We start from the raw sequence: 23918 nt of genomic DNA on the forward strand, positions 1-23918 counted from the left end.
GCTGCAGCCTACTCCTCGGCGGCGACGTCTTCGATCACTTCCACGCTCCCGGTGAGCTGCCGGTGGACGTACGGCATGTCGATGCTGGCCTCGTCGAACGCCTCCTTCACCGCGGTGACGTACTCGGAGCGCACGCGGACGAAGTCGCCGCGGTCAGGGTCGGCGATCCACCAGCGCGACTGGAGCCCGACGGCGGAGTCGCCGAGCTCGACCAGCCGGACCGAGACGCCGGGGTCGTCGAGTATCTCCTCGTGGGCCTCGGCCTGCTCTACGATGATGTCCGTCGCCTGCTCGATGTCGTCGTCGTAGCCGATCCCGAAGACGAACTTCTGTCTGAGCGTGTCGTAGGCGACGGGGTTCGTGAGCGCGTTGTTCGCGAGGTCGCTGTTCGGAACCGTCACCAGCTCGTTGTCGAACGTCCGGACGCGCGAGACGCGCAGGTCGATCTCCTCGACGCGACCGGCGTTATCGTTCCACTCGATCCAGTCGCCGACCTCGAACGGCTTGTCCTTGAGAATGAAGACGCCGGCGACGAAGTTCCCGAGGAGGTCCTGGGCCGCGAAGCCGACCGCGAGCGCGATGGCGCCGCCGAACACCGCGAACGCCGAGAGGAAGCTCCCGTAGCCGGCCACCGCGAAGCCGATCGCGACCGCCGCCACCCAGACGACGGTGTTGAGGACGTTCGTGCCGAGGCTCAACACGGCCTCGTCGAACCCGCGAGCCCTGATGATCCGCCGAAGCCCGGGAAGTAAGACGAGCTTTCCGAGCAGCAACACGACGACGAAGCCGGCGACGAACCGGAGCGCCGTCGTCGCGATCGCCGCCACGTCGACCGCGTTCGTGACCGCGTCGGCCTGTAATGGGTACATCGTCCCGTCTTTACGTCGAATATATAAAGAAGGTACTGGCACCGCGGTTGTTTACGTCCGGTACGGCGGGCGACTGCGGCGTGAGCGGCCGATCGGGCCCGCGGAGCGTCAGTCGCTCCGCACCGCGAGCGGCCCGTCGCCGCGCGCGACCGCGCGCAGCCGTCGCCCGTGGACGTCGTCCGCGGCGATCCGCTCCCGGACCGCCGCCGGGATCCACGCCTCGCGGCCGTCGGGGTCGGGCGCGGAGCCAGCGCCGGCGGGCCGGACGTCGTCCGGGAGGTACCGGGCGTACGTCGGGAGGCGCTCGCGGAGCGGGGCGCCGCCAGCGTCGGCGACCGCTTCGAGCCCGCGGAGGTCGGGCCACTCGTACGCCGGGTTGATGTAGTCGTCCGTTACCGGCGAAACGCCGCCGAGGTCGTCGATCCCGCAGTCGACGAGGTCGGCCGCCGGGGAGAGGTTCGGCGGCACCTGAACCGACACCTCGGGCGGGAGCGCCGCGCGGGCCATCGCGACGACCCGCCGCATCGTCGAGAGGTCCGGCTTCGGGAAGTCGGAGCGCTCGTTGGGGACGACGTTCTGGACTATCACTTCCTGGACGTGACCGTGTCGCTCGTGGAGCTCGCGGATCGCGAGCAGACTCTCGGCGCGGTCGCGCCAGTCCTCGCCGATCCCGACCAATATTCCGGTCGTGAACGGGACGCCCTGCCGGCCCGCCGCGCGGATCGTGTTGAGCCGCTGGCCCGGCGTCTTCCGTCTGCCCCCCGAGTGCGCGTCGACGTCGGCGGTCGTCTCTAGCATGACGCCCATCGACGCGTTCACCTCCCGGAGGGCGGCGAACTGCGACTCGGTCAGGTCGCCGGGGTTCGAGTGCGGGAGCAGCCCCTCCTCCAAGGCGATCTCGCAGGCCCGGTAGAGGTAGTCGTGGATCGAGTCGAACCCCCACTCGGCGAGCGTCTCGTGGACCGCGGTGTACCGGTCGTCGGGCTCGTCGCCGAAGGTGAAAAGCGCCTCCGTACAGCCCGCGTCGGCGCCGACGCGGCACTGCTCGCGAACCTCATCGGGCGACAGGAGCGACGCCTCGCCGGGGACGTCGTAGTAGGTGCAGTACGTACAGGTGTACCGACACGCCGTGGTGAGCGGGATGAAGACGTTGCGCGCGAAGGTGAGCCGATCCGCGGCGTCGACGTCGCCCGGGCGGACCGAGAGCAGCCGCTCGACCGCCCGCTCGTCGACCGCGACGTCGACGTCGTACTTCTCGGCCCCGGCGAACACGGGCGACACTCGCGGTCGGCGTTTAAAAAGAATCGCGGTTGCGGATCCCCCGTCGATACCGGATCCGGTTACGTCGCGGCCGCGGGGGGAGAACACGCATCGGCCGACGGCTCGGGCGGAACGTCCGGTCGCCGCGCGAGATAGGACGCGTGCGGTTCGAAAGCGAGCCGAAAAGCCGATACACCGCGTCTCCCAATCGTAGGAGCATGCCCTCCCGCCGCTCCGTTCTCCGGGCGATCGGTGTCGTCGCGACCGGTGCCTCCGCCGGCTGCTCGCGACTCCGATCGCGCGACGCCCGGGTCGACGTGACCGTGTTCAACCAGACGGACGTCTCCTACGCCGTCGAAGTGGTGTTTTACGAAGACGGTGCGTCGGAGGCCGCGGCGAGGGAGTTCAGTTCGTCGTTCGACGTCGGACCCGACGGAACGGCGGCGGACGAGGGAGTCGTCGAGGCGCGACGGTATCTCGTCCGCTATCGCGCGTACGAGGAGAACTCGAAACTGACCGACGAGGGTCACGTTCATTTCATCCCGTCGGGAGACGGGACGGAGGCCATTACCTTCGACATCCAAGAGACGGGCGAGCTAACTCGGCGGTGAACGCCGCCGGGACGGACACACGTCTGACGCAGTCCAGCGGCGGCTCAGTCTCGAACCGCCGCCACGCGCCCCTCGGACGCGTCGAGTTCGAAGCCGGCCTCGCGGAGCCACGACGCCGCCCGCCCCTCGCCGTGGATCAGCACCTCGGCGAGGTCGTCGGGCTCGTCGACGTCGGTCCCGAGGCGCCGGGAGTCGACCGCGGCGAACGCCGCGCCGATTTCGCTCGCGATCTCGCGGTGGTCGAGGTACGACGCGCCGTGGTAGTCCACCCGGAACTCCGGGTGCGAGGCGACGAAGGCGTTCGTGCCGCCCCCGCGGCCCGGCGCCATCGCGACGTCCGTATCTCGGCCGGCTTCGAAGAGCCGGTCGAGCGCCGCCGGGGTCGCGAGCGCGAGGTCCGCCATCACGACGGCGACCGGCTCAACAGCTTCTCCGCGTTCGCCGTCCGCTCCCAGCCGCGCGTCCAGCGCCGCGTTGACGGCGGTCGTCAGCGGGCGGTCGTCGACGGTGACCGGGGGCTCAACGTCGACCGCGTCGGTGGCGAGGACTCGGGGGTCGCCCCCGGCGGCGGCGACGGCGTCGAGCACGTCGTCGAGCATCGCCCTGGCGAACTCGCTTCGCTCGTCCGGCGAGAGGACGTCGGAGAGTCGGGACTTCGGACGGTCGGTCGAAAAGGGGACGATGACCTCCATCGCGAGGAGCGGAGCGCCTTAGAACAGGGATTCCAGCTCGTCGCTGTCGTCGCTGACGAGCTCGTCGAGGTTCTCGTCGCTCTCCTCGCGGATCTCGTCTAAGTTGTCCTGCGCCTCGATGGCGACCTGCTGGAGCTCCTTGATCCGCGGGACGTTCGTGACGCCCGCGAGCAGGATGACCGTCGCGACGAAGCCGGCGCCGCGGTACGGGTAGTCCCCGCCGCGGACCTCCATCGAGCCGGTCTGCTCTTCGAGCCACTTGCGGCCGCGCTCGATGCCCTTCCGGTTGAGGTACTCCGGCGGGCCGGCGAGCACGAGCAGCGCGCGCTCCGCGCCCTCGATCTCGCAGGGGAGCGTGAGCCGGCCGAGCGCCGCCTTGCGGACGAGGCTGGTGATCCGGTTCGTGGTGTGTGCGCTGTCGAGCTCTTCGTCGTTGCCGTCGTCGCGCAGCCGCGAGAGCAGGCCGCCCGAGGAGCGCTCCTCGACCTCCTCCTCGGCGTAGCCGACGGTGGAGACGCCGCCGCCCGATAGCGTGTTGATGATCTCGGAGGAGTCGACGACGCTCTCGGCGATCTCCTGTCCCTGCTGGATCTCGCCGGCGCCGAACAGAATTCCGAACCGCCGGACGATCTCCTCGTTGATCTCCTCGTAGCCGCCCTGGACGGACTCGCCCGTCTTCCGCCAGGCGTCGTTGTCGAACACCATGAGGTTGTCCACCTCGCGGACGAACGTCTGGAACGAGCGGGCCGCGTTGAGGGTGTAGATGCCCCCTTCGTCGCTGCCCGGCAGGATGCCCAGCCCGTAGACTGGCTCGGTGTAGATCCGCTTGAGGTGTTTCGCGAGCACCGGTGCGCCGCCGGAGCCCGTCCCGCCGCCGAGCCCGGCGACGACGAGGAAGGCGTCGACCTCGTGGACCGGGATCGAGTCGATCGCGCCCTGAACCTCATCGATGTCCTCCTCGGCGATCTCCGCGCCCAGCTCGTTGTCCGCGCCGACGCCGTGGCCCTTCACCCGGGACTGGCCGATGAGGACGCGCTGGTCCTCGGAGATGTGTTCGAGTCCCATGAGGTCGGCCTTCGCGGTGTTGACGGCCGCCGCGGCCCGAACGATCTCGGAGCCCGTCCGCTTATCGTACTCCAAGAACTTGTCAACTACTTTACCCCCCGCCTGTCCGAATCCGATCATTGCGAGTTTCATCGTGTGCTCCCTCCGCGTTTGAACTGAACAGAGCGCGATCTCGTATATAAGCCTTCGGTTGCCGTTACCAGCGCTGAGATTAGCGCAGTTGACACGTTCGGTCCACCGGTCATCGGATCCCCGGTCATCGGATCCCGAGGTGTTCGCCGAGCGTCGTCAGTTCGGCCGTGTCCGCCCCGAACGCCTCAACGTCGTTGTCGGCGGTCGTGTTGTCGAACTTCAGCGACCGGTACTGGTCCGCTCCCATCGGGAAGCCGGGGACCGCGCCGAGGACGGAAAGCCCGATCTTCGCGAGCGGCATGGGGAGCGGGACGATGGTGACGCCCTTCTTCTCCGCCTCGTAGACGAGGTCCGTCACCTGCCGGAGCGTGAGCACCTCCGGGCCGCCGATCTCGTACGTCTCGCCGGCGTGCGCGTCGTCGGTCACCGCGGCGGCGATCATCGGGACGAGGTCTTCGACGTGGATCGGCTGGAAGCGCGTCTTCCCGCCGCCCGGAAGCGGGTACAGCGGGACGCCCGGCGCGAACATCCCCTTCAGGCGCTTGGTGAACGAGACGAACTCCCCTCCCTCGCCGAAGACGACGGAGGGGCGGAAGATCGTCCAGTCGAGGTCGCTCTCGCGGACGATCTCCTCGGCCTCGCCCTTCGCGCGAATGTACGCGGTGTCGCCGTCCGGGTCCGCGCCGAGCGCGCTCAGCTGGACGAACCCGTCGACGCCGCCCGCCTCCGCCGCGCGGACGAGGTTCGCGGTCCCGCCGCGGTGGATCCGGTCGTGCATCCGGTTGCCGCCGTCCGGTTCGAAAAGCGGCGAGAGCGCGACTAAGTTCACGACCGCGTCGTGCCCCTTGACCGCCGACTCGATGGAGTCGTAGTCGGTCACGTCGCCGGTGACGCCCGACACGCCGTCCGGCGTCTCCTCCGGCGAGCGGGAGAGCGCGGTCACCGCGTGGCCGTCGTCCGCGAGCGCCCGACAGAGGTACGATCCGATGAACCCGGTCCCGCCGGCTACCAACACTTTCATGCGATTCATATCGCGTGGAAGCCCCGTAAACCTACCGCGGCGTCAGACGCTCCCGAAATCCGACGCGTTGGCGGCCGACGCGAACGCGAACGGCCGGACTACTCCCCGTCTGGAACCGGGACCGTCAACACCGGCACGGGGGCGCTGCGGAGGGTGCGCTCGGCGACGCTCCCCAGCAGGTACCGTCCCACGCCGGTCCGGCCGTGGGTCCCCATCGCCACGAGGTCGACGCCGGGGTCGTCGACGTACGCTCGGATCCCGCGCGCGGCCGAGGAGGCGACTTCGACGGCGCCGACCGCCTCCAACCCGGCGGCCTCGACGCGCTCGACGCCCGCGGCGACCGCGTCGTCGGCGTACTCCGAGAGGACGTCCACCTCGACGTGGTCCCCGATGCCGATCCCGCCGGTGTCGACGACCGAGAGGACGTGGACCGTCGCGCCCGCGCGCTCCGCGACCGGGAGCGCGCGGTCGAGCGCGGCGGTCGCGGCAGGGCTCCCGTCGGTCGGTACCAGGACGTCCTCGTACGGGTACGGGACCGATTCGTCGCCCGGGCGGAGGGCCAGCACTGGCACCGGCGACCGCCGGACGACGCGCTCGGTGGTGCTGCCGACGAGGCGCTCGACCCCCTGCCGCCCGCGCGTCGACATCGCGACGAGGTCGGCGTCGACCTCCTCGGCGTACGCGGCGACCGTCTCGGGGACGCCGCCCTGTCGGACAGCGGTCTCAGCGTCAACGCCCGCCTCGGCGGCGCGGGCGGCCGCCTCCTCGACGATCGACTCGCCCTCGCGCTCAAGCACGTCGACCACGTCGCCACCGATCCGCGTCACGCTGTCGCGGGTCGTGTCCGCGACGTGGAGGAGGTGGACCGTCGCGCCGTGGTCGGCCGCGACCGCCAGGACGTGCTCGAAGGCCGCCGCGGCCGCGTCGCTGCCGTCGGTGGGGACGCAGATCCGGTCGAACATACGCGACCGGTCGCGGCCACAGGTGAAAAACGCTCGCGTCGTCGCCGCGCCGCGGGACCGTCCGGTCCCGGTCACGGGAGGGCCCGCTCGACGCCGTCAGGCCGCGTCGTCGCCGGGGGCGTCCGCGTGCTCGGCGGCCGCCGATCCCTCGGGGTCGTCGCGCCGCGTGACGCGGACCGTCGAGATGCGCGCGCCGTCGACCGCGGTGACCTCGAAGGCGAACCGCTCCGTCTCCGCGACGTCGCCCACCTCGGGCGAGCGCCCGATCCGGTCGAGGACGAACCCGCCGAGCGTCTCGTAGCCGTCGCCGCTGAGGTCGGTGCCGAGCGCGTCGTTGACGTCGGCGAGCGCGACCGACCCGTCGGCCTCGTGCGTCCGGTCGCCGGTCCGCTGGACCGTGTGGCGGCGCTCTGCGACGTCGAACTCGTCGCGGAGGTCGCCGACGAGCGCCTCGGCGACGTCCTCGACGGTCGCGATCCCCTCGAAGGCGCCCCACTCGTCGATCACGGCCGCCATCTGCCGGCGCTCGTCGCGAAACTGGACGAGGAGGTCGCTCGCGCTCGTCGTCTCCGGGACGACGAGGATCTCCCGCGCGAGGTCGGTCGCGGTCGCGCCGTCGTCGCCCGCCTCGGTCGCGCGCAGCACGTCCTTCACGTCCACGAAGCCGACGACGCGGTCGGCGTCGTCGTTCTCGACGACCGGGTACCGAGTGTGGCCGGCGTCGAGGACCGTCCCGCGGATCGCCGAGAGCGACGCGTCCGCGGGCAGCGAGACGACGTCCGGGCGGGGGACCATCAGCTCGCGGGCCGCGGTGTCGTCGAGCTCGAAGACGCCCTCGATCATCGCGACCTCGGACTCGTCGACGTGGCCGGCCTCGCCGGCCCGAGCCAGCACGCGCCGGATCTCCCGCTCTTCGAGCGTCTCGTCGCTCTCCGAGGCGGGCGGCACGCCGATCAGGCTCGTGAAGGCGTTCGCCGTGCCGTTGAACACCGCGATACCGGGCGAGAAGATCAGGTACGAGAGCTTCATCGGCGGCGCGAGGAGCAGCGAGATCCGCTCCGCCTGCGCGATGGCGATGGTCTTCGGCGCGAGCTCGCCGAAGACGACGTGGAGGAAGGTGATAAAGGAGAACCCGATCGCGAACGCGACGAGGTGAACCAGCCCCTCGGGCAGCAGCGGGCCGAGGACGGGTTCGATCAGCGCCGCGACCGCGGGCTCGCCGATCCACCCCAGCCCGAGCGACGCGAGCGTGATCCCGAGCTGGGTCGCCGCGAGGTAGTCGTCGAGGTTGGTCATCACCTCCTGGAGCGTCTCCGCGCCCGCCTTCCCCTCCTCGACTAGCTGGTCGACCGAGGTGGCCCGGATCCTGACGAACGCGAACTCCGAGGCGACGAAGAAGCCGTTCAGAACGACCAACACGAGGGCGGCCGCCACCCGCGAGAGCGAGACGGCGACGGCTACCATCCGTCACCTCCGAACGCGCGAGCGGCTGACGAGTCGACGACCATGCGGGCCGTTCGGGGAGGGGTAACTAAAAAGATGGTCGGGCGGGGCCGGCAGGCGCCGTCTCGACCCGGGCCGTTTATTCCTCGCCGCGGCGGAACGCGACCATGCTGATCACGCTGGAGGGGCTCGACGGCAGCGGCAAGACGACGGTCTGGGAGGCGCTCCACGACGTGTACCCCGACGCGACGTTCACCCGCGAACCCACCGACAGCTGGTACGGGGAGGCTGTGGGGCGCTCGATGGGCGACCCGGACGCCGACCCGCTCGCGGAGCTGTTCTTATACACCGCCGACCACGCGAACCACCTCTCGGAGACGGTGCGGCCGGCGCTCGCCGGCGGCGACCTCGTGGTCTCCGACCGCTACTCGGACTCGCGGTTCGCCTATCAGGGGGCGACGCTCGCGCGCGCCGACACGGAGATCCAGCGCCCGCTGGAGTACGTCCGGGGGATCCACGCCGCGTTCTCGCGTCCGCCGGACGCGACCATCTACCTCGACGTAGACCCCGAGACCGGGGCCGAGCGCGCCGGCCGGAGCGACAAGTTCGAGCGCGGCGGCTACCTCGCCGCCGTGCGCGACAACTACGAGCGCCTGATCGACGCCGACCCCGGTCGGTTCCACCGGGTCGACGCCGCTCGCGCGCCCGAGGACGTGGTGGCGCGCGTCGAGGACATTGTGGCCGGGCTGGTCGACCGCTGACGCCGTCTCGTCCGAGGATTCTCAGCGCGTGTCTGGAAGCTCGTACTCGTCAGGCGACGGGACGTAGAGGTAGTCGATAGCGACGCCGAGCGCCAGCGGAAGCGCGATCAAAAGCGCCAGCAGGATCGTCGAGCTCCCGACGTTGATCCCGGTCCCGACGCCGAGCGCGCCGGTGAACACGAGCGTCGAGACGAGCAACAGCAGGGGGGTCAACACGAGCGTGTAGACGACCGACCCCCACGACGTCGAGAGCTGAATCCGAAAGAACCGGGTCGCGACCCCGGCGAGGAACGTGTGGAACGCGACCAGGGCGAGGAGGCTGCCGAACCCGAACAGCGCGAGCATGGTCGCCGTACGGACCGGCGACACTTCCCGCTATCGGCCGCACCCGGACCGCCGTCGCTCGCCTTGGGCGGACCTCCATCAGATCGGACCGCCGTCGCTCGCCTTGGGCGGACCTCCCTCAGACCGGACCGCCGCCGCCCTGCTGTCGCGCTGCCGAGAGCAGGTCCGAGACGGGCTCGGTGTACTCGTACCCCGGGATCACTCCCTGAACGTACGTCCCCTCGACGAAGTCGATCAGCGCGCCCGCGTCGTCGACACCCCGCCGCTCGTTGATATCCGTGAGCGCGTACGCGACCGTGATCTCGTCGACCTCGCCCTCGACGACCGGGTCGAACTCCCGATCCGTTCGGGTGACGCCGCCGACGTCGACGACGCGGCGTTCGAACGTGTCGGCCCAGCCGTCCCCGACCACGTCGGCGACCTCGTCGGCGGTGACCGCCGAGAGCGTCGGCACGCGGACGGTGACCGCAAAGCGGATCCGGCCCTCCTCGGCGGGCGCCGCGCGAACGCGCCCGTCGAACGCGGTCGTCGTCGAGACCCAGCCGTCCCCGTCGCGCTCGAAGGAGCCGTGGTCTGCGAACGCCCGCCGGACCCGGTCGGGGAGTTCGTCCGTCGGGTCGGGCTTGTCGCCCGCGCCGTCGTCGCGCTCGGCGTCGTCGTCCTCGGTTTCGCTCATACCGATCCGGAGGCGACGCGCCGTGAAAAGCCGCTCGCGTCGCCCGCGCGAGCCGCGACGCCGACGCGGTTCGCGCCGGCCCCGTCACCGATACGGGCACTCCGGGCCGGTACGTCGGGCCCTTTTGTGCGTCGACCGCCGAGACCGGGTATGGCAGACACGTTTCGGTCCACGGAGGGACTGATCGACGCGCTCGCGGACGCCGACTTCGACCGCCCGCCGGCGCTCGTCAGCAACGCGCACATCACCGGGCTCGGCGTCGCTCGGGCGCTCGACGCCCACGACGTGCCCGTGATCGCGCTCGACCGAGCGGGCGGGGACGCCGGCGGCGCGGGAGCCGAGACGGGGACCGTCACGCACGACGGGCTCGCGCCGCCCTCGGACGCGGTCGACTTCGCGGGCGCGGTGACGTACCCGCTCGACGACCTCGACGGGTTCCGGGAAGACGTGGAGGCGATCGTCGACGCCGCGGGCGCGGAGGCGGTCGCGTTCGGCTGTATGGACGAGTGGGCGCTCTCGTACGCCGAGGCCGACCCCGACGGCGTCCGGCTCCCCTTCGCCGGGAGCGACACGCTCGACGACGTATTGAACAAGTCCGAGCTGTACGCGACCTGCGAGCGGCTCGGCGTCCCCTATCCGGAGACGTACCGGCTGGCGGAGACCGCGGCGGCCGGGACCCGCGAGGCGGACGCGACGGTCGACGAGGCCGCGGAGGCGCTCGGCTTCCCGCTGGTGGTGAAGCCCGAGCTCAAGCGCGATTTCGAGGAGGCGTTCGGTACCAACGTGATCGAGGTCGCGGACCGCGGGGAGTTCGCGGACGTCGTCGCGGCCGCGAGCGACGCGGGGATCGCGGTGATGGCCCAGAAGCGCGTCGACATCGCGACCGGGAGGGACCACTCGCTGGCCTCCTACGTCCCCCCGTCCGGGCGCGATGACGCGCTCGCGGTCGTGGGCAACGCCGCGGTCCGGTACCCCCGCAACTTCGGCACGTCCTGTCTCGTGGAGACGGCCGACGAGCCGGCGATCGAGGAGCGCGCGCTGGCTGTCCTCGACGACGCGGACTACCACGGCATCAGCGAGGCGGAGTTCGTCTACGACGAGGCCCGCGGGGAGTTCCTGCTGCTCGACGTCAACACCCGGCCGTGGAAGTGGATCTCGATGCCGGTCGCCGCGGGCGCGAACCTCCCGATGGCCGCCTACGCCGCGGTCACAGACGCGAGCTACGAGTCCGACGGCGTCGAGCTGACGCGGTGGGTGTACCTCCGCGACTACCTCTCGCTTTTAGCGGGCGACGACGCCTTCTGGGACCAGCTGTCGGCGGCCGACTGGCGCCGGCTCGTCTCCGGCGCGTTCGAGCGCGAGGGGAACCTCACGACCGGCGTCTACCGGCCCTCCGACCCGGGCCCGGCCGCGAAGCTGTTCGAGACCGAGTTCGTTGACCGCGAGTACTACTGCTCCTGTTGACCCGGTCGACCGAGTGTGGCCCGCCGGGGGGAGCCGGTCAGTTCAACGTCTTTCGCATACAGACGGCGGACGCCGGACAGAGGTCCGCGAACTCCGTCGTGTTCCGGATCGCCTCCGGAGCGTCCGTCCGCTCTATCGCAGCGTATCCCCGCTCGGAGAAAAACCCCGACGCGGTCGTCGTGAGGAGGTAGAGCTCTTTAACCCCCCCCTTCCGTGCTCTCGTTTCCAACGCGTCACAGATCGCGCTCCCGTAGCCGACCCCGCGCTTCCGGGCGTCCACGACGACCGATCGGAGGAGCCCCACGCGACCGTACGGCTCGATCCCGCCGACCCCGATCCGCTCGCCGCCGACTGTGGCCACGTAGAAGTTCGCCGGGGAGTCTCCCACGTCCTCGGCGGGGAGCCCGTTCCGCTCCAGAAGCGTCTCGACGTAGTCGAGCTCCCCCGCGGCAGCGTCGAGCCGTATCGACGACACACTTGCCATGGGCGGCCGATCGTATTCAACCCAAGGGCGATCGGCGGCGGTCGGGGCTGGTCAGCAGGCGGAGTCGGTCAGCAGGCGAAGTCGGTCAGCAGGCGAAGTCGGTCAGCAGGCGAAGTCGGTCAGCAGGCGAAGTCGGTCAGCAGACGGAATCGGTCAGCGGGCGGTACGAACACACCGGCGGTCGACGCGCGCGACCACTGTGAGTCGCCCTACCGCGGAACACAACGGTTAGTGCGCCCGCCGACGCAGGGCGCGTATGGGCTTCTTCGAGACGCTCGCGGACCGGATTGACGCGGTCGACAGCGTCGTCTCGGTCGGGCTCGACCCCGACCCGAGCCGGCTCCCCGAGACCGTGATCGACGCCGACCTCCCGCGGTGGGCGTTCAACCGCCGGATCATCGACGCGACTCACGAGCACGCCGCCTGCTACAAGCCGAACGCCGCCTTCTACGAGGACCCCGACGGCTGGCGCGCCCTCCGGGAGACCGCGGCGTACGCCGAGGGAAAGGGCGTCCCCGTCCTCCTCGACGCGAAGCGCGGCGACATCGGAAACACCGCGCGTCAGTACGCCGAGGTCCTCGACTGGGTCGACGCGATCACCGTGAATCCCTACCTCGGGCGCGACTCGCTCCAGCCGTTCCTCGACCGCGCGGACAAGGGCGTGTTCGCGCTCTGTCGCACCTCGAACCCGGGCGGGGCCGACCTCCAGGACCTCGAACTCGCCTCCGGCGAGCCGCTCTATGAGCGCGTCGCCGCGCTCGCGGACGTGTGGAACGCGAACGACAACGTCGGCCTCGTCGTGGGCGCGACGACGCCCGAGGAGCTGGAGGCGGTCCGGGAGATCGTCCCGGAGATCCCCTTCCTCGTCCCCGGCGTGGGCGCGCAGGGGGGCGACGCCGAGGCCGCGGTCGAGCACGGGTTGGCCTCGCGGCCGGACCTCCCGGTCGACGTCGGCCTCGTGAACTCCTCGCGCGGGATCATCTTCGCCGGCGAGGAGTCGAGCCGCCCCGGCGACGAGGCGACGTACTTCGGCGCCGCCGGCGACGCGGCCAAGCGGCTCACGAAGCGGCTGAACCGACACCGCTAGGCTCGCGTGCCGCTCGGGGGCCCGCTACCCGCGTCCGGCGGCACACCCGGAACAGGCGCGGGCCGACTCGTCCCAGTGGTCGTCGCAGACGGCGCGGCCGCAGCGGTCGCAGGTGCGGGTCGCGGTGGCCGCCTCGCAGACCTGACAGAGTCCGGTGAGGCTCACGGCGGCAGTTGGGTCGCACGCCTTATCAGGATCGGGGGCGAGCCCCGGATATGCGCCAGTTCGTCGTCATCGGCCGCGACGTGCCCATCGACCCCGACGCGATCTCGCTGTCGGACGTCCCGGGCGCCGGGCGGCTCGACCTCCTCTGTCGGTGCGTCAGCGCCGGCGTCTTCCTCTCGCACGGGATCCGCGAGTCGGTCCGGGTCCACCTCGTCGTCGCCGACGAGTTCACCGTCACCTTCGATTCCGACACGCTCCGGCACCTCCACCCCGACGAGCGCAACGTCGCCGCGCGGGTCCGCGACGCGCTCGCCGCGAAGGCGGACGCGATCGGGCACATGCCCGCGGACGTCTCCCCGGGCGTCGAACTCCGCCGGATGGGACTCGACGCGACGCTCGACCGACTCGTCGGCGACGACGGCCGCGGCCCGGACGGAACGCTCGTCCACCTCCACGAGGAGGGCGACCCGCTCGTCGACGCCGAGCCACCGACCGACCCCGTGTTCGTGCTCTCGGACCACCACGACTTCGCCGACACGGAGGCGGCGGCGATCGCCGACCGCGCCGAGCGACGGCTGCGCGTCGGGCCCGAACTCCTCCACGCAGATCACACGATCACGGTGGTCCACAACTGGCTCGACACCGACGGGTACGCCGAGTACTGACCCCGAGACCGATGCCGACCGATTCCTCCGACCCCTCCGACCGCGAGACGACGCCGCCCGCCGACCGAAAGACGACGACCGCCCCGGACACCGACCCGCGCTTCGAGGTCCCCCTGCGCGGAATCGACGTCGACCCCGAGACGCGCTGCGCGCACTGGGACGCCCCCGTCGACGTGGTCGCGCTCCGGTTCGGATGCTGTGAGACGTACTACCCCTGCGACGCCTGTCACGACGCGGCCACCGGCCACGAGGCGGTCCCGTGGCCCCGCGAGCGCTTCGACGAGCCGGCGGTCCTGTGCGGCGTCTGCGGGGCGACGCTCACCGCCCGGGCCTATCTCGACGGAACAGACGCCTGTCCCGCGTGCGACGCGCGGTTCAACCCCGGTTGTCGAAAACACCGCGACCGGTACTTCGAGGTGAAAGGGTCGGACGGCGGGGAGGACAAGGACGATTTATAAGTGACGAGCCGGTGCGGTGGCGCGCGCCTCCGAGCGCCCATCGGGCGCGAGGAGCGCGTGCGAGGGACGCGGTGAGCGCTCGCAGAGCGCGAACCGCGAGGCTGGGGAGGCGTGAGGTGCGGTCGCGGTGCGGGGCGGGGCGGGGCGGGACTCAAAGGGGCAGTCGCGAGGCCGCAGTAGGCGTTCACGAGAGCGGAGCTCTCGTGAGCCAATCAGAACGCGAGGCGTTCTGATGACGACGTAAGCACTGGAAGGAGCGAACGGAGTGAGCGACTGAAGCGCGCAACGAGCGTACTGCGGCCTCGCGGCTGGGGCTTTGGTGGTGTTCGTCGTCGATCAGCAGGCATCTACGTATAGCCGAGCGGCTAGGGCTTTGGTGGTGTTCGTCGTCGATCAGCAGGCATCTACGTATAGCCGAGCGGCTAGGGCTTTGGTGGTGTTCGTCGTCGATCAGCAGGCATCTACGTATAGCCTCGCGACTGGGGCTTTGGTGATGTCCACCGACGATCCGAGATCACCCATTTATAAACAACTGAAAGTGACCTTGGCTCTGTCACCTGTCGATCTGCGTTCTATCATTTATAACTAAACTGCCTGACTTTTGGCGGTGGCCGTGGCTGCCGCCAATTTGCCCGGTCCTCACCGATTCTCGTTCTATCTGATCTTCTCTGATCGCCCCCCTTTCGGAAGGATTAAAAGAACGAGCGGCCTTCTGTCGAGTGCGGGCCGGTGGGGTAGCTTGGTATCCTTCGGCCTTCGGGTGGCCGTAACCACGATTCAAATTCGTGCCGGCCCACTACCCCCTTATACTTTTTCCAGCCTCAGAGACCTCTCTTCGCCCGGCAGTCCAGCTGTTTCGCCAGCTGGACCGCCCGGCAGTCCGCCCGCTACTGCTGGCAGACCGCCCGACGTGAGCTCCCGCCTTCTCTCCAAGCGGTCGGCAACCTTGCGGTCCGTGAGGTCCGGCGGACCCGGACCGAACGGTGCCGACCGCGCACCGGCGACCGGAGGGAGCCGAACGGGTGGCGGTGCGGTCCGCCTTGGCCTTCCAAGGAGACTAACTCTGTAAACGACTGTACCGGCTGTTTTCAGGCACTTCAGGAATTTACAGTACAGAATACAGTAAGAGATAGTTATTTACGGTATCGGGCGATTTGTTCACCCGCATGCCACCTGAAGGCTACCAGTCGATCACGGTCTCCGACGAGACCGCCAACCTGCTCGCACAGGTCATGATTTCCGGCGATTTAGACAACATGTCGGAGGCTGTCACGGTTTCTGCCAAGGCCGCTCTGGACCAAGATCTCGGTCGTGGCCCCGACCTCGAAGACGTCGACGACCTCGACCGGACGCTTCAGCAACTCCATGAGGCGCATCTACAGATCGCCAGTAGCCTCGGAGAGCTACAAGAGCGCCTGTGACCCTGTTGTGGGGGATTCGGTGGTAACACCGAACCCACCCACCTGCCGACCCACCCATACCCCCTGTCGGCCGCCTGCGGCCCGAGACGGCCCGCGTCGAGGGGCGCGGGCCCCCCTCAATGGGGGGTCCGCGCCGCCGACCGGGCAGGTGGTGGTCTCTCGGTGCCCTGGACTCGTGCTATCTCTCTGTACACCCGTTAGAGCCTGTCACGGTCGATTTCTGTCGTAATTCCCCGTCGTGCCGGCCCACTTCTCCCGCACTTTGTTCGGAGCCGACGAAACCGCAACACAGCGTCGGCTCCGACATCACAGCACCGCACCGCCGTGGTTGATTCGAATCGCGTCGCAACCTGGAGTCCCCGCGTTCATGGGTTTTGCTCTGGAGTCGAACAGCGATCGCGTTCGAACCATAATAAACCGTCACACAGCCTGATCCCTCGTGTTCAGATAAGCTGATTCCATGCGAGCGCGAACGATCTCAGCCACTCGTCAGCAGTTTCTGCTTCGGCGTTGTTGAAACAGTTTGAAAAGTGGTAGTTCTACGTTTTACCTCACGAAAGACACGTTCGACGCTGTTCCGATTTCCATGTCGTTCGTATCTGAAATCGAGGCCACGGTTTTCACATGCTCGCTGAAGTGGAACCGCACCATCAACGAGAAAGATCGCGTCATCCACGTCGTGTTTTTCGCGGCGTTCCGCGAAGAACTGATCTGCGATCACGTTCGTTCTTGTCGGCTCAAGCTTTGTGTAAAGTAAATCGTTTGAGTCAGGATCGACGGCAGCGTACGGCCAATATTTTTATCGTCAAGCTGAATCACCGTTTCATCAACCGCAACGTGATTCGGGCTCCGACCAGATTCCGGCTGTCGATCGGCCTTGTGAACCCAGTTATGAACAGTGGATCGAACCCGATCAACACCAAATACCCCAAGAAACGAAACAGTATTCGAAAGCGATAATCCAGACAAGTGTTGCTGAATACTGAGCTTCATCAACAGTTTCGGTGTTGCCTCGCGCTCCACAAACTCTAAGCTGATCCCGTTTAAACAGCCGTTGAGACGGTCATTTTCGGGCATAGATCACAACCACCCCCACATGTGGTACCGCGAGTTCCGCGAACTCGTGTTAACCACCGCAGTCTACAACCCCGGGCAATCGCTCAAACAGTGCCCCGGGGCCGGCATCGGGTTCACCAAAACAAACAGTTCTCAAAAACGAGAACCCGACGAGAGGCGTTAAATAGCGGATCGAGCAGTATCAAGATATGGGCTTGGAAAACACCGAATCGGCGCTTCAGCAGTACATAGAGAACACGCCGAATGGCACAGAGATTCCTGACGAGACATTCAGCCGGCGGCACATCGGTGTGTTGGCGTTCACGCTCGCGTTGCTTCCGTTTGTCTTCGGAGTCAGCCGGATGACCGGAATGGAGTCGATCACTGGTGCCGAATTACCGGTCATCCCACTGCTCCACTCCGTTGTTGGCACTGGTATCGTGTTTGGATTGGTGGTGATAGCTGTACTCCCGGTACTCCCTCGCAGAATTAGCGCAGCTACCGGCTCGATTGCGTTCATGGTACAAGGGTCGGTGCTAGCCTACTTTACAGGCGGATTCATCGAGGCACATTTCCTCTACTTTGTGGGAGTCGGGCTTGTCGCACTCTACGAAGACTGGGTGCCGTTCGCGATCACAATCGGATATGTCGCCCTCCAACACAGCGTCTTCGGGCTCCTAGAGTGGTTCACAGTCTACAATCATCCGGCAGCGATGGCTAACCCAATCGTCTGGGGCGGGATACACGCTCTTGGGGTGCTGATGCTTGCGGGGACAATCACGTTCCTTTGGCAGTCGCTCGCGATTCAGCGACAACAGGCCCGCGAGAAGGTCCAAGAGAAACTGGAAGAAGCAAAGGAAGCGAGAGATCGCGCCAAGGATAAAGAAGAGGAGGCGGCCGAACAGCGCCAGGAGATGCAGGAGCTTAACGCGGAACTTGAGCAGGCCGCTGCCGATTACCAGTCGGTCATGGTCGAGTGTGCAGCCGGTGATTTCACCCGGCGACTCGATACCGACGTGAGCAACGAGGCAATGGGGGACATCGCCACCACGTTCAACGATATGGTAGAAGATCTTGAACTGACGTTCGCGCAGATCCAAAATTTCGCAGATGAGGTGGCGTCCGCAAGTGAAGACGTGAGTTCATCGACGGCAGAGACACAGCGTGCGAGCGAGCAGGTCGCGGACTCTATCCAAGCGATTTCGGCAGACGCGGATACACAGCACGGGCAGAGCCGAGAGGCGTCGAACGAGATGCAGAATCTCTCTGGGACAGTTGAAGAAGTTGCGTCCTCAGCAGACGAAGTTGCTACAGCCTCGGAGGATGCAGTTGAGCTCAGTAATAACGGCCAAGCCGCGGCGTCAGAAGCGATTGATGAGATGGAAGATATCGAGTCTCAGTCTGAGCAGACGGTCGATCAGGTCAACACGCTGGCGAGCGAGCTCGATGAAATTGGAGAGGTTGTGGAGTTGATCGAGGATATTGCTGGGCAGACGAACTTGCTCGCGCTGAATGCCTCGATAGAAGCGGCTCGTGCTGGTGAGGCCGGGTCAGGGTTCGCGGTGGTGGCGGACGAAGTGAAAGGGCTTGCAGAGGAGACTGCGGAGGCGGCGGATGACGTTACTGAGCGTATCGAGCGCGTCCAGTCTAACTCCGATGAGACTGTTGAGGATATGGAGGCAATGCAGGAGCGGGTTCGTTCGGGTGCTGACACGGTTGAGTCGGCTCTCACTGCGCTCGATGGGATCACAACTACCGTCGAAGGAGTTAATGATGGTATCCAAGAGATTAGCGACGCAACAGACAGTCAAGCTGCCTCTACAGAGGAAGTCGTGAGCATCGTCGAGGAGGTCGCTAACGCGGCAAATGAAGTGAACAGCGAATCCGATAACGTTTCAGCAGCAGCCGAGGAACAAACCTCATCGCTTGCGGAGGTCTCTCAGAACGCAGAGAATCTCACAGAGCGAGCAGAGAAGCTTCAAGACCGCCTCAGTGGGTTAACTATTGATGTGGACCCTCAACGGGGTAGTGCTGCAACGGGCGAACAGGTAGGGATTCAAGCCGGTAGTTCGCTCACGGCAGTGGGTGACGGTGGCAGCATGGAGTGACGTTCAGCTACTGAACGCCCTGCGGGCGTTCCCGGCACTCATGTGTGTGAGTCGAAGGCTGAGAGGGTCGCAGTAAGTTAGTACCAACATGGCTACAGTCATGCGATTTCTCTGAAGTGTTCTAGAATGTTGTAGCTGATCGTGTTCTGACGATCAACGGGAAGGAGAACTGAGAAGCTATATCCTGTTTCTCCCGGAGCTACTACCCGTCTTGAGTATATAAATTGGTTTTCCCAACTCGCAGGATACTCTCGCAGTCTTGCGTTTCTGCTTAACTTAACGCGATCGCCCACTTCTCCCGCACCTTTTAAATAGACGAGCGATAGCGCCCTCCCTCGTTCGACGCACCGAACCGGTTGAGTGTCCAGAGCCCGAACCGGTTAGCGATGCCAACCAAGACCGTCGCGGGCGTCGACTGGGCGGGCGGCGCGTGGCTCGCGGTCGTGTTCGACGGCGACAACGAACCAGCGGCGCGCCTCGAACGCGACCTCGAAGCGCTGTGGAACGCCGGCGTCGACCGACTCCTAGTCGACGTGCCGATCGGGCTCCCGGACGACGCGGAGACCCTGGCCGCCCGCGAGGCGGTCGACTCGGCCGCGCGGTCGGCAGCGGAGCGCCCGAGCAGCGTCTTTCCCGTTCCGTCGCGGCGCGCGTGCGAGGCCGCGATGGAAGGGGCGGACTACGAGGCGGTGAACGAACGGAACCGCGCGGACCTCGACAAGGGACTCAGCCGCCAGTCGTACCACATCGCGCCGGCGGTGGGCGAGGTGGACGCGTTCCTCCGGCGCGACGAGGCGGCCCGCGAGAGCGTGATGGAGGCGCACCCGGAGGTGTGCTTCCGCGGACTCAACGGCAGCCCGCTCGAACGCTCGAAGACGACGGCGCCGGGCGTGGGCGAGCGACTCGGCGCGCTCGACGGTCACCTCGACGACCCGGGCGCCGCGCTCGGCCGGATCTGCCGACAGCTCACGGACGCACCGGCCGATGTCGCGGCCGACGCGGACCCGACAGTCGACGACGCCGTCGACGCACTCGGGCTGGCGGTCGTCGCTCGCCGCCCGGTCGACGACCTCCGGTTCCTCCCGGAAAGAGAGACGCACCGCGACAGCGAGGGAATTCCGATGCGGATGGCGTACTGGAGCGCGGCGCCGCTGGCGTGAGACGGAGCGGGAACCGAGGCATACGGCCGCGTGTCGGAGCGGGAAACGAGGCATGCGGTCGCGTGTCGGAACGCGCGGTCGATCCGATCCCGGCGTTGGTAAGGTTCAAGACCCTCTGTCACCCGCTACGACACGAATGAAACTCTTCTCCTCGCGGGCGGACCGCCGGCGGGGGATCGCGGCCGCGGTCGGCGTCGCGGTCCTCGCGGTCGGTCTCTACGTCGTCGTGAGCCGCTACGCGGGCTTCATCACCGACGCGCGGGCCCTCCGGACGTGGCTCGACCAGTTCGGCGTCTTCGCCCCCATCGTCTTCATCGGCATCCAGGCCCTCCAAGTCATCGTCGCCCCGATTCCGGGACAGGTCGTCGCCCTCGTCGCAGGCTACCTCTTCGGCCCGGTGGCCGGGACCGTCTACAGCCTCACCGGCGTCCTCATCGGCAGCGCGGTCGCCTTCTCGCTCTCCAAGCGCTACGGTCGCTCCTTCGTCGAGAAGGTCATCCACGAGGACGTGATCGAGCGGTTCGACGGGTTCGTCGACACCGTCGGGATCCCCGGGCTGTTCGCGTTCGTCATCATCCCCGGGCTCCCCGACGACGCCATCTGCTTCCTGAGCGGGCTCACCAAGTGGTCGCTCCCCACCTTCATCGCCGTCATCGCCGTCGGCCGCCTCCCGGCGTACGTCCTGACGGTGTACGCCGGCGGGGAGCTCGCGAGCGGGCGGTTCATCTCGGCGATGGCGCTCGTCGCGGTCGTCGTGGTCGCGTCCGCGGTCGGCTACTACAAGCAGGAGGCGGTCCGCGACCTCGTCGAGCGCGTCGAGCCCCGGCTCCCCTTCTGAGGGGCTCGAAACGGGCGTGGCCGTGTCACCCCGACGCTGTCACCCCCACGTCCACTGCGAGTCGAGCACGAAGCGGTAGAGGCCGCTGACGACGATCGCGATCACGTTCGCGATCAGGTACATCACCCCGCCCCACTCGACGAGCGCGGCGAGCACGCCGAGCTGGATCGGGATCGCGGTGCCGCGGACGAGGTTCGTCTTCAGCAGTCCGGCGAAGTACTCGGAGACGCCCGTGTTCTGACTCGCGCGGAACGTCCACGCGTTGTTGAGGACGTACGAACAGATGATCGTTATCTCGATAGCGATCGTTGCGCCGATGATGTAGTTCAGCCCGGCGACGTCGACGAACAGCCACAGCAGCGCCAGCTGGAGCCCCGCGGTGAGCGCGCCCACGACGAGGAACCGGCGCATCTGAACCGCGATCGGCCCGCTCGCGAGGTCGCGAAGGACCGATCGAATCATCACTTATACCCGAGCGCTTCGAGGCGAGCCTCGAGGTCTTCGTCGACCTCCTCCTCGCCGCGCTCGGCCGCGGCCGCTTCGGCCGCGGCGCCGCGCTCACGGAGCAGCTCCGCGTGGGCGTCGACGACCGGCGCGAACCGGTCGATGACCGCCTGTTCCTCCTCGTTCGGGTCGACCGCGAGGTTCTCCTGTTGGGTGGGGTCGGCGGGGCGGTGGTATAACTCCCGCTCCCCGGCGTCGACGTTCTCAATGTACGTCCAGTCGTCGTCGCGCGCGCTAATGAACAGGTCGCCGTCGGACAGCGACCGGGGGATCGGCTGCTGGGTCACCTCCTCGCCGCGGACGGTCACCGAGACGACGGGGTCGTCGGGGACGCTCGTGCCGTCGTCGACGTCGTCGGTTTCGGACCCGGCGTCATCGACGGCGGCGGTTTCGGACGCTGCGCCCTCGGCGTCGGCGGTTTCGGGCGAAGCCCCGTCGCCAGCGAGCGCCGGCACGAGCGACTCGCCGTGCCACTCGGGGGCCGGGTCGACGCCGAGCAGGTCGGCGACCGTCGGCGGGATGGCGTCGAGCCCGACGTGGCCGTCGACGCGCCCGCCGTCGAGCCCGGGCACGTCGGCCAGGAAGGGGACGTGGATCAGCTCGTCGTACAGCTTCGGGTAGTGGGCGAGGTGACCGTGTTCCTGGAACTCCTCGCCGTGGTCGCCCGCGAGCAGCACCGCGGTGTCGTCGGCGACGCCGGCGGCGTCCAAGGAGTCGAGCAGCCGGCCGATGCTGGCGTCGACCTGCCGCACCGTCGCCTGGTACAGCGTCCGGAGCTCGCGGAGGGTCCGCTCGCCGACTTCGAGGCCGAGGCTCGTCCGGGCGTGCGCGTGGAGCATCTGATGGGTGCCGACGAGGCCGTCCGACACCTCGCGGATGTACCGCGGCGCGGGGACGTACGGGGTGTGGGTGTCCATGTAGTGGACCCACAGGAAGAACGGCTCGTCGGTCTTGTCGACGAAGCCGGTCGCGGCGTCCTCGACGTCGAACATGCGCGAGGCGTCAAGGAACGGGCGGTCGTCGCTATCGCCGCGGAGCTTCGAGCCCAGCCGCCGGATCGGCGAGGTCGCGAGCTGGATCCACGCCTCGACGGTCGGGTGCGCGGCCAGATATCGGCTGTAGACGCTGGAGCCGACGCTCGTGACGAACGGCTCGAACTCGTCGAACCCGTCGGGATACCCCCAGTGGTCGGTGAGGAAGCCGTTCGCGGCGTTGAACCCGCCGGTCGCGATCCCGGCGTCGGAGAGCACCTCGGCGAGCGTCACCGACTCGTCGACACCGATGTCGCCCGTCCTGGCGAACACCGGCTCCGAGGCGAGGATCGAGGGGAACGAGAACGGCGTCCAGTTGCCGGTCGCAAAGGCGTGGTCGAACACGGTCCCGCCGTCGGCGAGGCCGTCGATGACGGGCGAGCGGCGCTCGGGGTCGTACGGGGAGACGGCGTCCGCGCGCAGCGAGTCCACCGTGACGAGGACGACGTTGGAGACGGACGCGTCATCGCTCGACGCGTTTGCGTCAGCGGCTGAAGGGGTCGACGAATCGGATGTCATAGGGTACGGTGCGAACCCCGGGAGAACGCGCTCACCGCGGGCGGACGCCGGAATTCGCGAATATACCCGGAACGGCGGTTGCCAGCGGCTTGAGGATTTCGATCCCCGGCATCCCCCGGCGAGCGTACCTATTTGGCGGTGCCGACGCACGTGACCGGTATGGACGACGCGCCCACGGGCCGACCGGTCGACGAGGCGGCGCTGCCGGAACCGATCCCGGACGACGAGATCCCCGAGTCGGTTCCGGGTCGGTCCCGCGCGATAGAGGCGAACGGCGTGCCGCTCCACGTCGTCGAGGCCGGCCCCGAGGACGGGAAGCTCCTCGTCCTGCTCCACGGCTTCCCCGAGTTCTGGTACGGCTGGAACGAAGCGATTGCGCCGCTCGCGAACGCGGGCTACCGCGTCGTCGTTCCCGACCAGCGCGGCTACAACTGCTCCGCGAAGCCGCCGGCGGTGCGCGACTACCGGATCGGCGAACTCGCGCGCGACGTCGTCGGCCTGATCGACGCCTATGACCGCGAGACGGCGGCCGTCGCGGGCCACGACTGGGGCGCGGCGGTGGCGTGGTGGCTCGCGCTCCATCACGAGGACCGCGTCTCGGAGCTGGTCGCGGTCAACGTCCCGCACCCGAGCGTCTTCGAGGAGGCGCTCCGGAGTTCGTGGGACCAGCGGCTCAAGAGCTGGTACATGCTCGCGTTCCAGCTGCCGAAGCTGCCCGAGGCGGTCGCGAGCGCGGGGAACTGGCGGCTCGCGACCAACGCGTTACGCGACACGAGCGCGCCCGGCACGTTCACCGACGAGGACCTGCGGCGGTACCGACAGGCGTGGGACCGCGACGGCGCGTTCGAGGCGATGGTGAACTGGTACCGGGCGATCGTCCGCGACCGCCCCGAGCCGGCGAAGACGGAGGTGGCCGTCCCCACGCTCGTGATCTGGGGCGGCAGGGACCGGTTCCTCGCGCGTCGGCTGGCCAACGAGAGCGTCGAGCGCTGCGCCGACGGGCGGCTGCTCGCGATCGACGACGCGACACACTGGGTCGTCCACGAACACCCGCACCGCGTCGCCGAGGCGATCGCAGACCACGCGGACCCGCTGCCGCCGGGCGCGCGGGAGTGAGCCGG

The 23918-nt window shown here is 68.0% G+C and carries 24 protein-coding genes, 1 tRNA gene and 1 pseudogene; 12 read left to right on the forward strand and 14 right to left on the reverse strand.

Features of this window, described 5'->3' with window-relative positions:
* Window positions 1-8: 8 nt before the first annotated feature.
* Complete coding sequence (locus F3H13_RS07960) at window positions 9-869, reverse strand: mechanosensitive ion channel family protein (protein WP_149798509.1); 861 nt, start codon at window positions 867-869, stop codon at window positions 9-11.
* A 108-nt stretch (window positions 870-977) separates the two neighbouring features.
* On the reverse strand, window positions 978-2141 hold the full coding sequence (gene cofG, locus F3H13_RS07965) for a 7,8-didemethyl-8-hydroxy-5-deazariboflavin synthase subunit CofG (RefSeq protein WP_149798510.1): 1164 nt from the start codon (window positions 2139-2141) through the stop codon (window positions 978-980).
* A 206-nt stretch (window positions 2142-2347) separates the two neighbouring features.
* Here cofG and F3H13_RS07970 point away from each other — a divergent pair, with 206 nt between their 5' ends.
* Entirely contained in the window at window positions 2348-2740 is a 393-nt protein-coding gene (locus F3H13_RS07970) for a hypothetical protein (protein ID WP_149798511.1), read from the forward strand.
* Window positions 2741-2784: 44 nt separating this feature from the next.
* Here F3H13_RS07970 and cofC read toward each other — a convergent pair whose 3' ends face one another.
* The 5 genes from cofC to F3H13_RS07995 form a co-directional block, all read right to left on the reverse strand.
* A complete protein-coding gene (gene cofC, locus F3H13_RS07975; RefSeq protein ID WP_149798512.1) occupies window positions 2785-3432 on the reverse strand; it encodes a 2-phospho-L-lactate guanylyltransferase in 648 nt (215 codons plus the stop codon).
* A gap of 18 nt (window positions 3433-3450) precedes the next feature.
* Window positions 3451-4629, reverse strand: a complete 1179-nt coding sequence (locus F3H13_RS07980; protein ID WP_188128026.1) for a tubulin/FtsZ family protein — start codon at window positions 4627-4629, stop codon at window positions 3451-3453.
* 124 nt (window positions 4630-4753) lie between these two features.
* Window positions 4754-5650, reverse strand: coding sequence for a complex I NDUFA9 subunit family protein (locus F3H13_RS07985; protein ID WP_149798513.1), 897 nt, complete (start codon window positions 5648-5650; stop codon window positions 4754-4756).
* A 98-nt stretch (window positions 5651-5748) separates the two neighbouring features.
* Window positions 5749-6612 carry a universal stress protein gene (locus F3H13_RS07990; protein ID WP_149798514.1) on the reverse strand — a complete coding sequence of 288 codons (864 nt, stop codon included), beginning with the start codon at window positions 6610-6612 and terminating at the stop codon, window positions 5749-5751.
* Window positions 6613-6708: 96 nt separating this feature from the next.
* Window positions 6709-8076: a hemolysin family protein gene (locus F3H13_RS07995; protein ID WP_149798515.1), complete on the reverse strand. Its 1368-nt coding sequence runs from the start codon at window positions 8074-8076 to the stop codon at window positions 6709-6711.
* A gap of 146 nt (window positions 8077-8222) precedes the next feature.
* On the opposite strand from F3H13_RS07995, the gene tmk reads away from it, so the two are divergent.
* The gene (gene tmk, locus F3H13_RS08000) at window positions 8223-8816 is read left to right on the forward strand and encodes a dTMP kinase (protein WP_149798516.1); all 594 of its coding nucleotides are present in this window, start codon (window positions 8223-8225) and stop codon (window positions 8814-8816) included.
* Between the two features lie 21 nt (window positions 8817-8837).
* Here the strand turns inward: tmk and F3H13_RS08005 are convergent, their stop codons facing one another.
* Window positions 8838-9161 (reverse strand): hypothetical protein, encoded by a 324-nt coding sequence (locus F3H13_RS08005; protein WP_149798517.1) that lies wholly within the window; start codon window positions 9159-9161, stop codon window positions 8838-8840.
* Window positions 9162-9279: 118 nt separating this feature from the next.
* A complete protein-coding gene (locus F3H13_RS08010; protein ID WP_149798518.1) occupies window positions 9280-9837 on the reverse strand; it encodes a DUF5813 family protein in 558 nt (185 codons plus the stop codon).
* A 150-nt stretch (window positions 9838-9987) separates the two neighbouring features.
* Here F3H13_RS08010 and F3H13_RS08015 point away from each other — a divergent pair, with 150 nt between their 5' ends.
* Window positions 9988-11301, forward strand: a complete 1314-nt coding sequence (locus F3H13_RS08015) for a carboxylate--amine ligase (protein WP_149798519.1) — start codon at window positions 9988-9990, stop codon at window positions 11299-11301.
* 37 nt (window positions 11302-11338) lie between these two features.
* On the opposite strand, the gene arsN2 is transcribed toward F3H13_RS08015, so the two are convergent.
* Window positions 11339-11785, reverse strand: coding sequence for an arsenic resistance N-acetyltransferase ArsN2 (arsN2, locus tag F3H13_RS08020; RefSeq protein WP_149798520.1), 447 nt, complete (start codon window positions 11783-11785; stop codon window positions 11339-11341).
* A gap of 256 nt (window positions 11786-12041) precedes the next feature.
* Here arsN2 and pyrF point away from each other — a divergent pair, with 256 nt between their 5' ends.
* Window positions 12042-12872 (forward strand): orotidine-5'-phosphate decarboxylase, encoded by an 831-nt coding sequence (pyrF, locus tag F3H13_RS08025; protein WP_149798521.1) that lies wholly within the window; start codon window positions 12042-12044, stop codon window positions 12870-12872.
* A 24-nt stretch (window positions 12873-12896) separates the two neighbouring features.
* On the opposite strand, the gene F3H13_RS16190 is transcribed toward pyrF, so the two are convergent.
* Complete coding sequence (locus F3H13_RS16190; protein WP_188128027.1) at window positions 12897-13037, reverse strand: hypothetical protein; 141 nt, start codon at window positions 13035-13037, stop codon at window positions 12897-12899.
* 50 nt (window positions 13038-13087) lie between these two features.
* Here F3H13_RS16190 and trmY point away from each other — a divergent pair, with 50 nt between their 5' ends.
* The 4 genes from trmY to F3H13_RS08045 all read left to right on the forward strand — a co-directional run bounded on the left by trmY (window position 13088) and on the right by F3H13_RS08045 (window position 15581).
* Window positions 13088-13702 carry a tRNA (pseudouridine(54)-N(1))-methyltransferase TrmY gene (gene trmY, locus F3H13_RS08030; protein ID WP_149798522.1) on the forward strand — a complete coding sequence of 205 codons (615 nt, stop codon included), beginning with the start codon at window positions 13088-13090 and terminating at the stop codon, window positions 13700-13702.
* Between the two features lie 11 nt (window positions 13703-13713).
* Complete coding sequence (locus tag F3H13_RS08035; RefSeq protein WP_149798523.1) at window positions 13714-14160, forward strand: CHY zinc finger protein; 447 nt, start codon at window positions 13714-13716, stop codon at window positions 14158-14160.
* A gap of 723 nt (window positions 14161-14883) precedes the next feature.
* Window positions 14884-14956: transfer RNA gene (locus F3H13_RS08040), tRNA-Pro, on the forward strand.
* 370 nt (window positions 14957-15326) lie between these two features.
* The gene (locus F3H13_RS08045) at window positions 15327-15581 is read left to right on the forward strand and encodes a hypothetical protein (RefSeq protein ID WP_149798524.1); all 255 of its coding nucleotides are present in this window, start codon (window positions 15327-15329) and stop codon (window positions 15579-15581) included.
* A gap of 443 nt (window positions 15582-16024) precedes the next feature.
* On the opposite strand, the pseudogene F3H13_RS08050 reads toward F3H13_RS08045, so the two are convergent.
* Window positions 16025-16658 (reverse strand): annotated as a pseudogene (locus F3H13_RS08050) (IS6 family transposase).
* Between the two features lie 188 nt (window positions 16659-16846).
* Between F3H13_RS08050 and F3H13_RS08055 the strand changes: the two are divergent.
* The 3 genes from F3H13_RS08055 (at window position 16847) to F3H13_RS08065 (ending at window position 20743) form a co-directional block, all read left to right on the forward strand.
* On the forward strand, window positions 16847-18745 hold the full coding sequence (locus tag F3H13_RS08055) for a methyl-accepting chemotaxis protein (RefSeq protein ID WP_149798525.1): 1899 nt from the start codon (window positions 16847-16849) through the stop codon (window positions 18743-18745).
* A gap of 386 nt (window positions 18746-19131) precedes the next feature.
* Window positions 19132-19905, forward strand: coding sequence for a DUF429 domain-containing protein (locus tag F3H13_RS08060; RefSeq protein WP_149798526.1), 774 nt, complete (start codon window positions 19132-19134; stop codon window positions 19903-19905).
* Window positions 19906-20041: 136 nt separating this feature from the next.
* Window positions 20042-20743, forward strand: a complete 702-nt coding sequence (locus F3H13_RS08065) for a TVP38/TMEM64 family protein (protein WP_149798527.1) — start codon at window positions 20042-20044, stop codon at window positions 20741-20743.
* Between the two features lie 39 nt (window positions 20744-20782).
* On the opposite strand, the gene F3H13_RS08070 is transcribed toward F3H13_RS08065, so the two are convergent.
* Window positions 20783-21205, reverse strand: a complete 423-nt coding sequence (locus tag F3H13_RS08070) for a GtrA family protein (RefSeq protein WP_149798528.1) — start codon at window positions 21203-21205, stop codon at window positions 20783-20785.
* Window positions 21205-22797, reverse strand: a complete 1593-nt coding sequence (locus F3H13_RS08075) for a sulfatase-like hydrolase/transferase (protein ID WP_149798529.1) — start codon at window positions 22795-22797, stop codon at window positions 21205-21207. The genes F3H13_RS08070 and F3H13_RS08075 overlap by 1 nt, the downstream gene beginning before the upstream one ends.
* 159 nt (window positions 22798-22956) lie before the next feature.
* Between F3H13_RS08075 and F3H13_RS08080 the strand changes: the two genes are divergently transcribed.
* On the forward strand, window positions 22957-23913 hold the full coding sequence (locus F3H13_RS08080; protein WP_149798530.1) for an alpha/beta fold hydrolase: 957 nt from the start codon (window positions 22957-22959) through the stop codon (window positions 23911-23913).
* Window positions 23914-23918 lie beyond the last annotated feature (5 nt).

The organism is Halorubrum xinjiangense, from assembly GCF_900102375.1.
Lineage (GTDB): Archaea > Halobacteriota > Halobacteria > Halobacteriales > Haloferacaceae > Halorubrum > Halorubrum xinjiangense.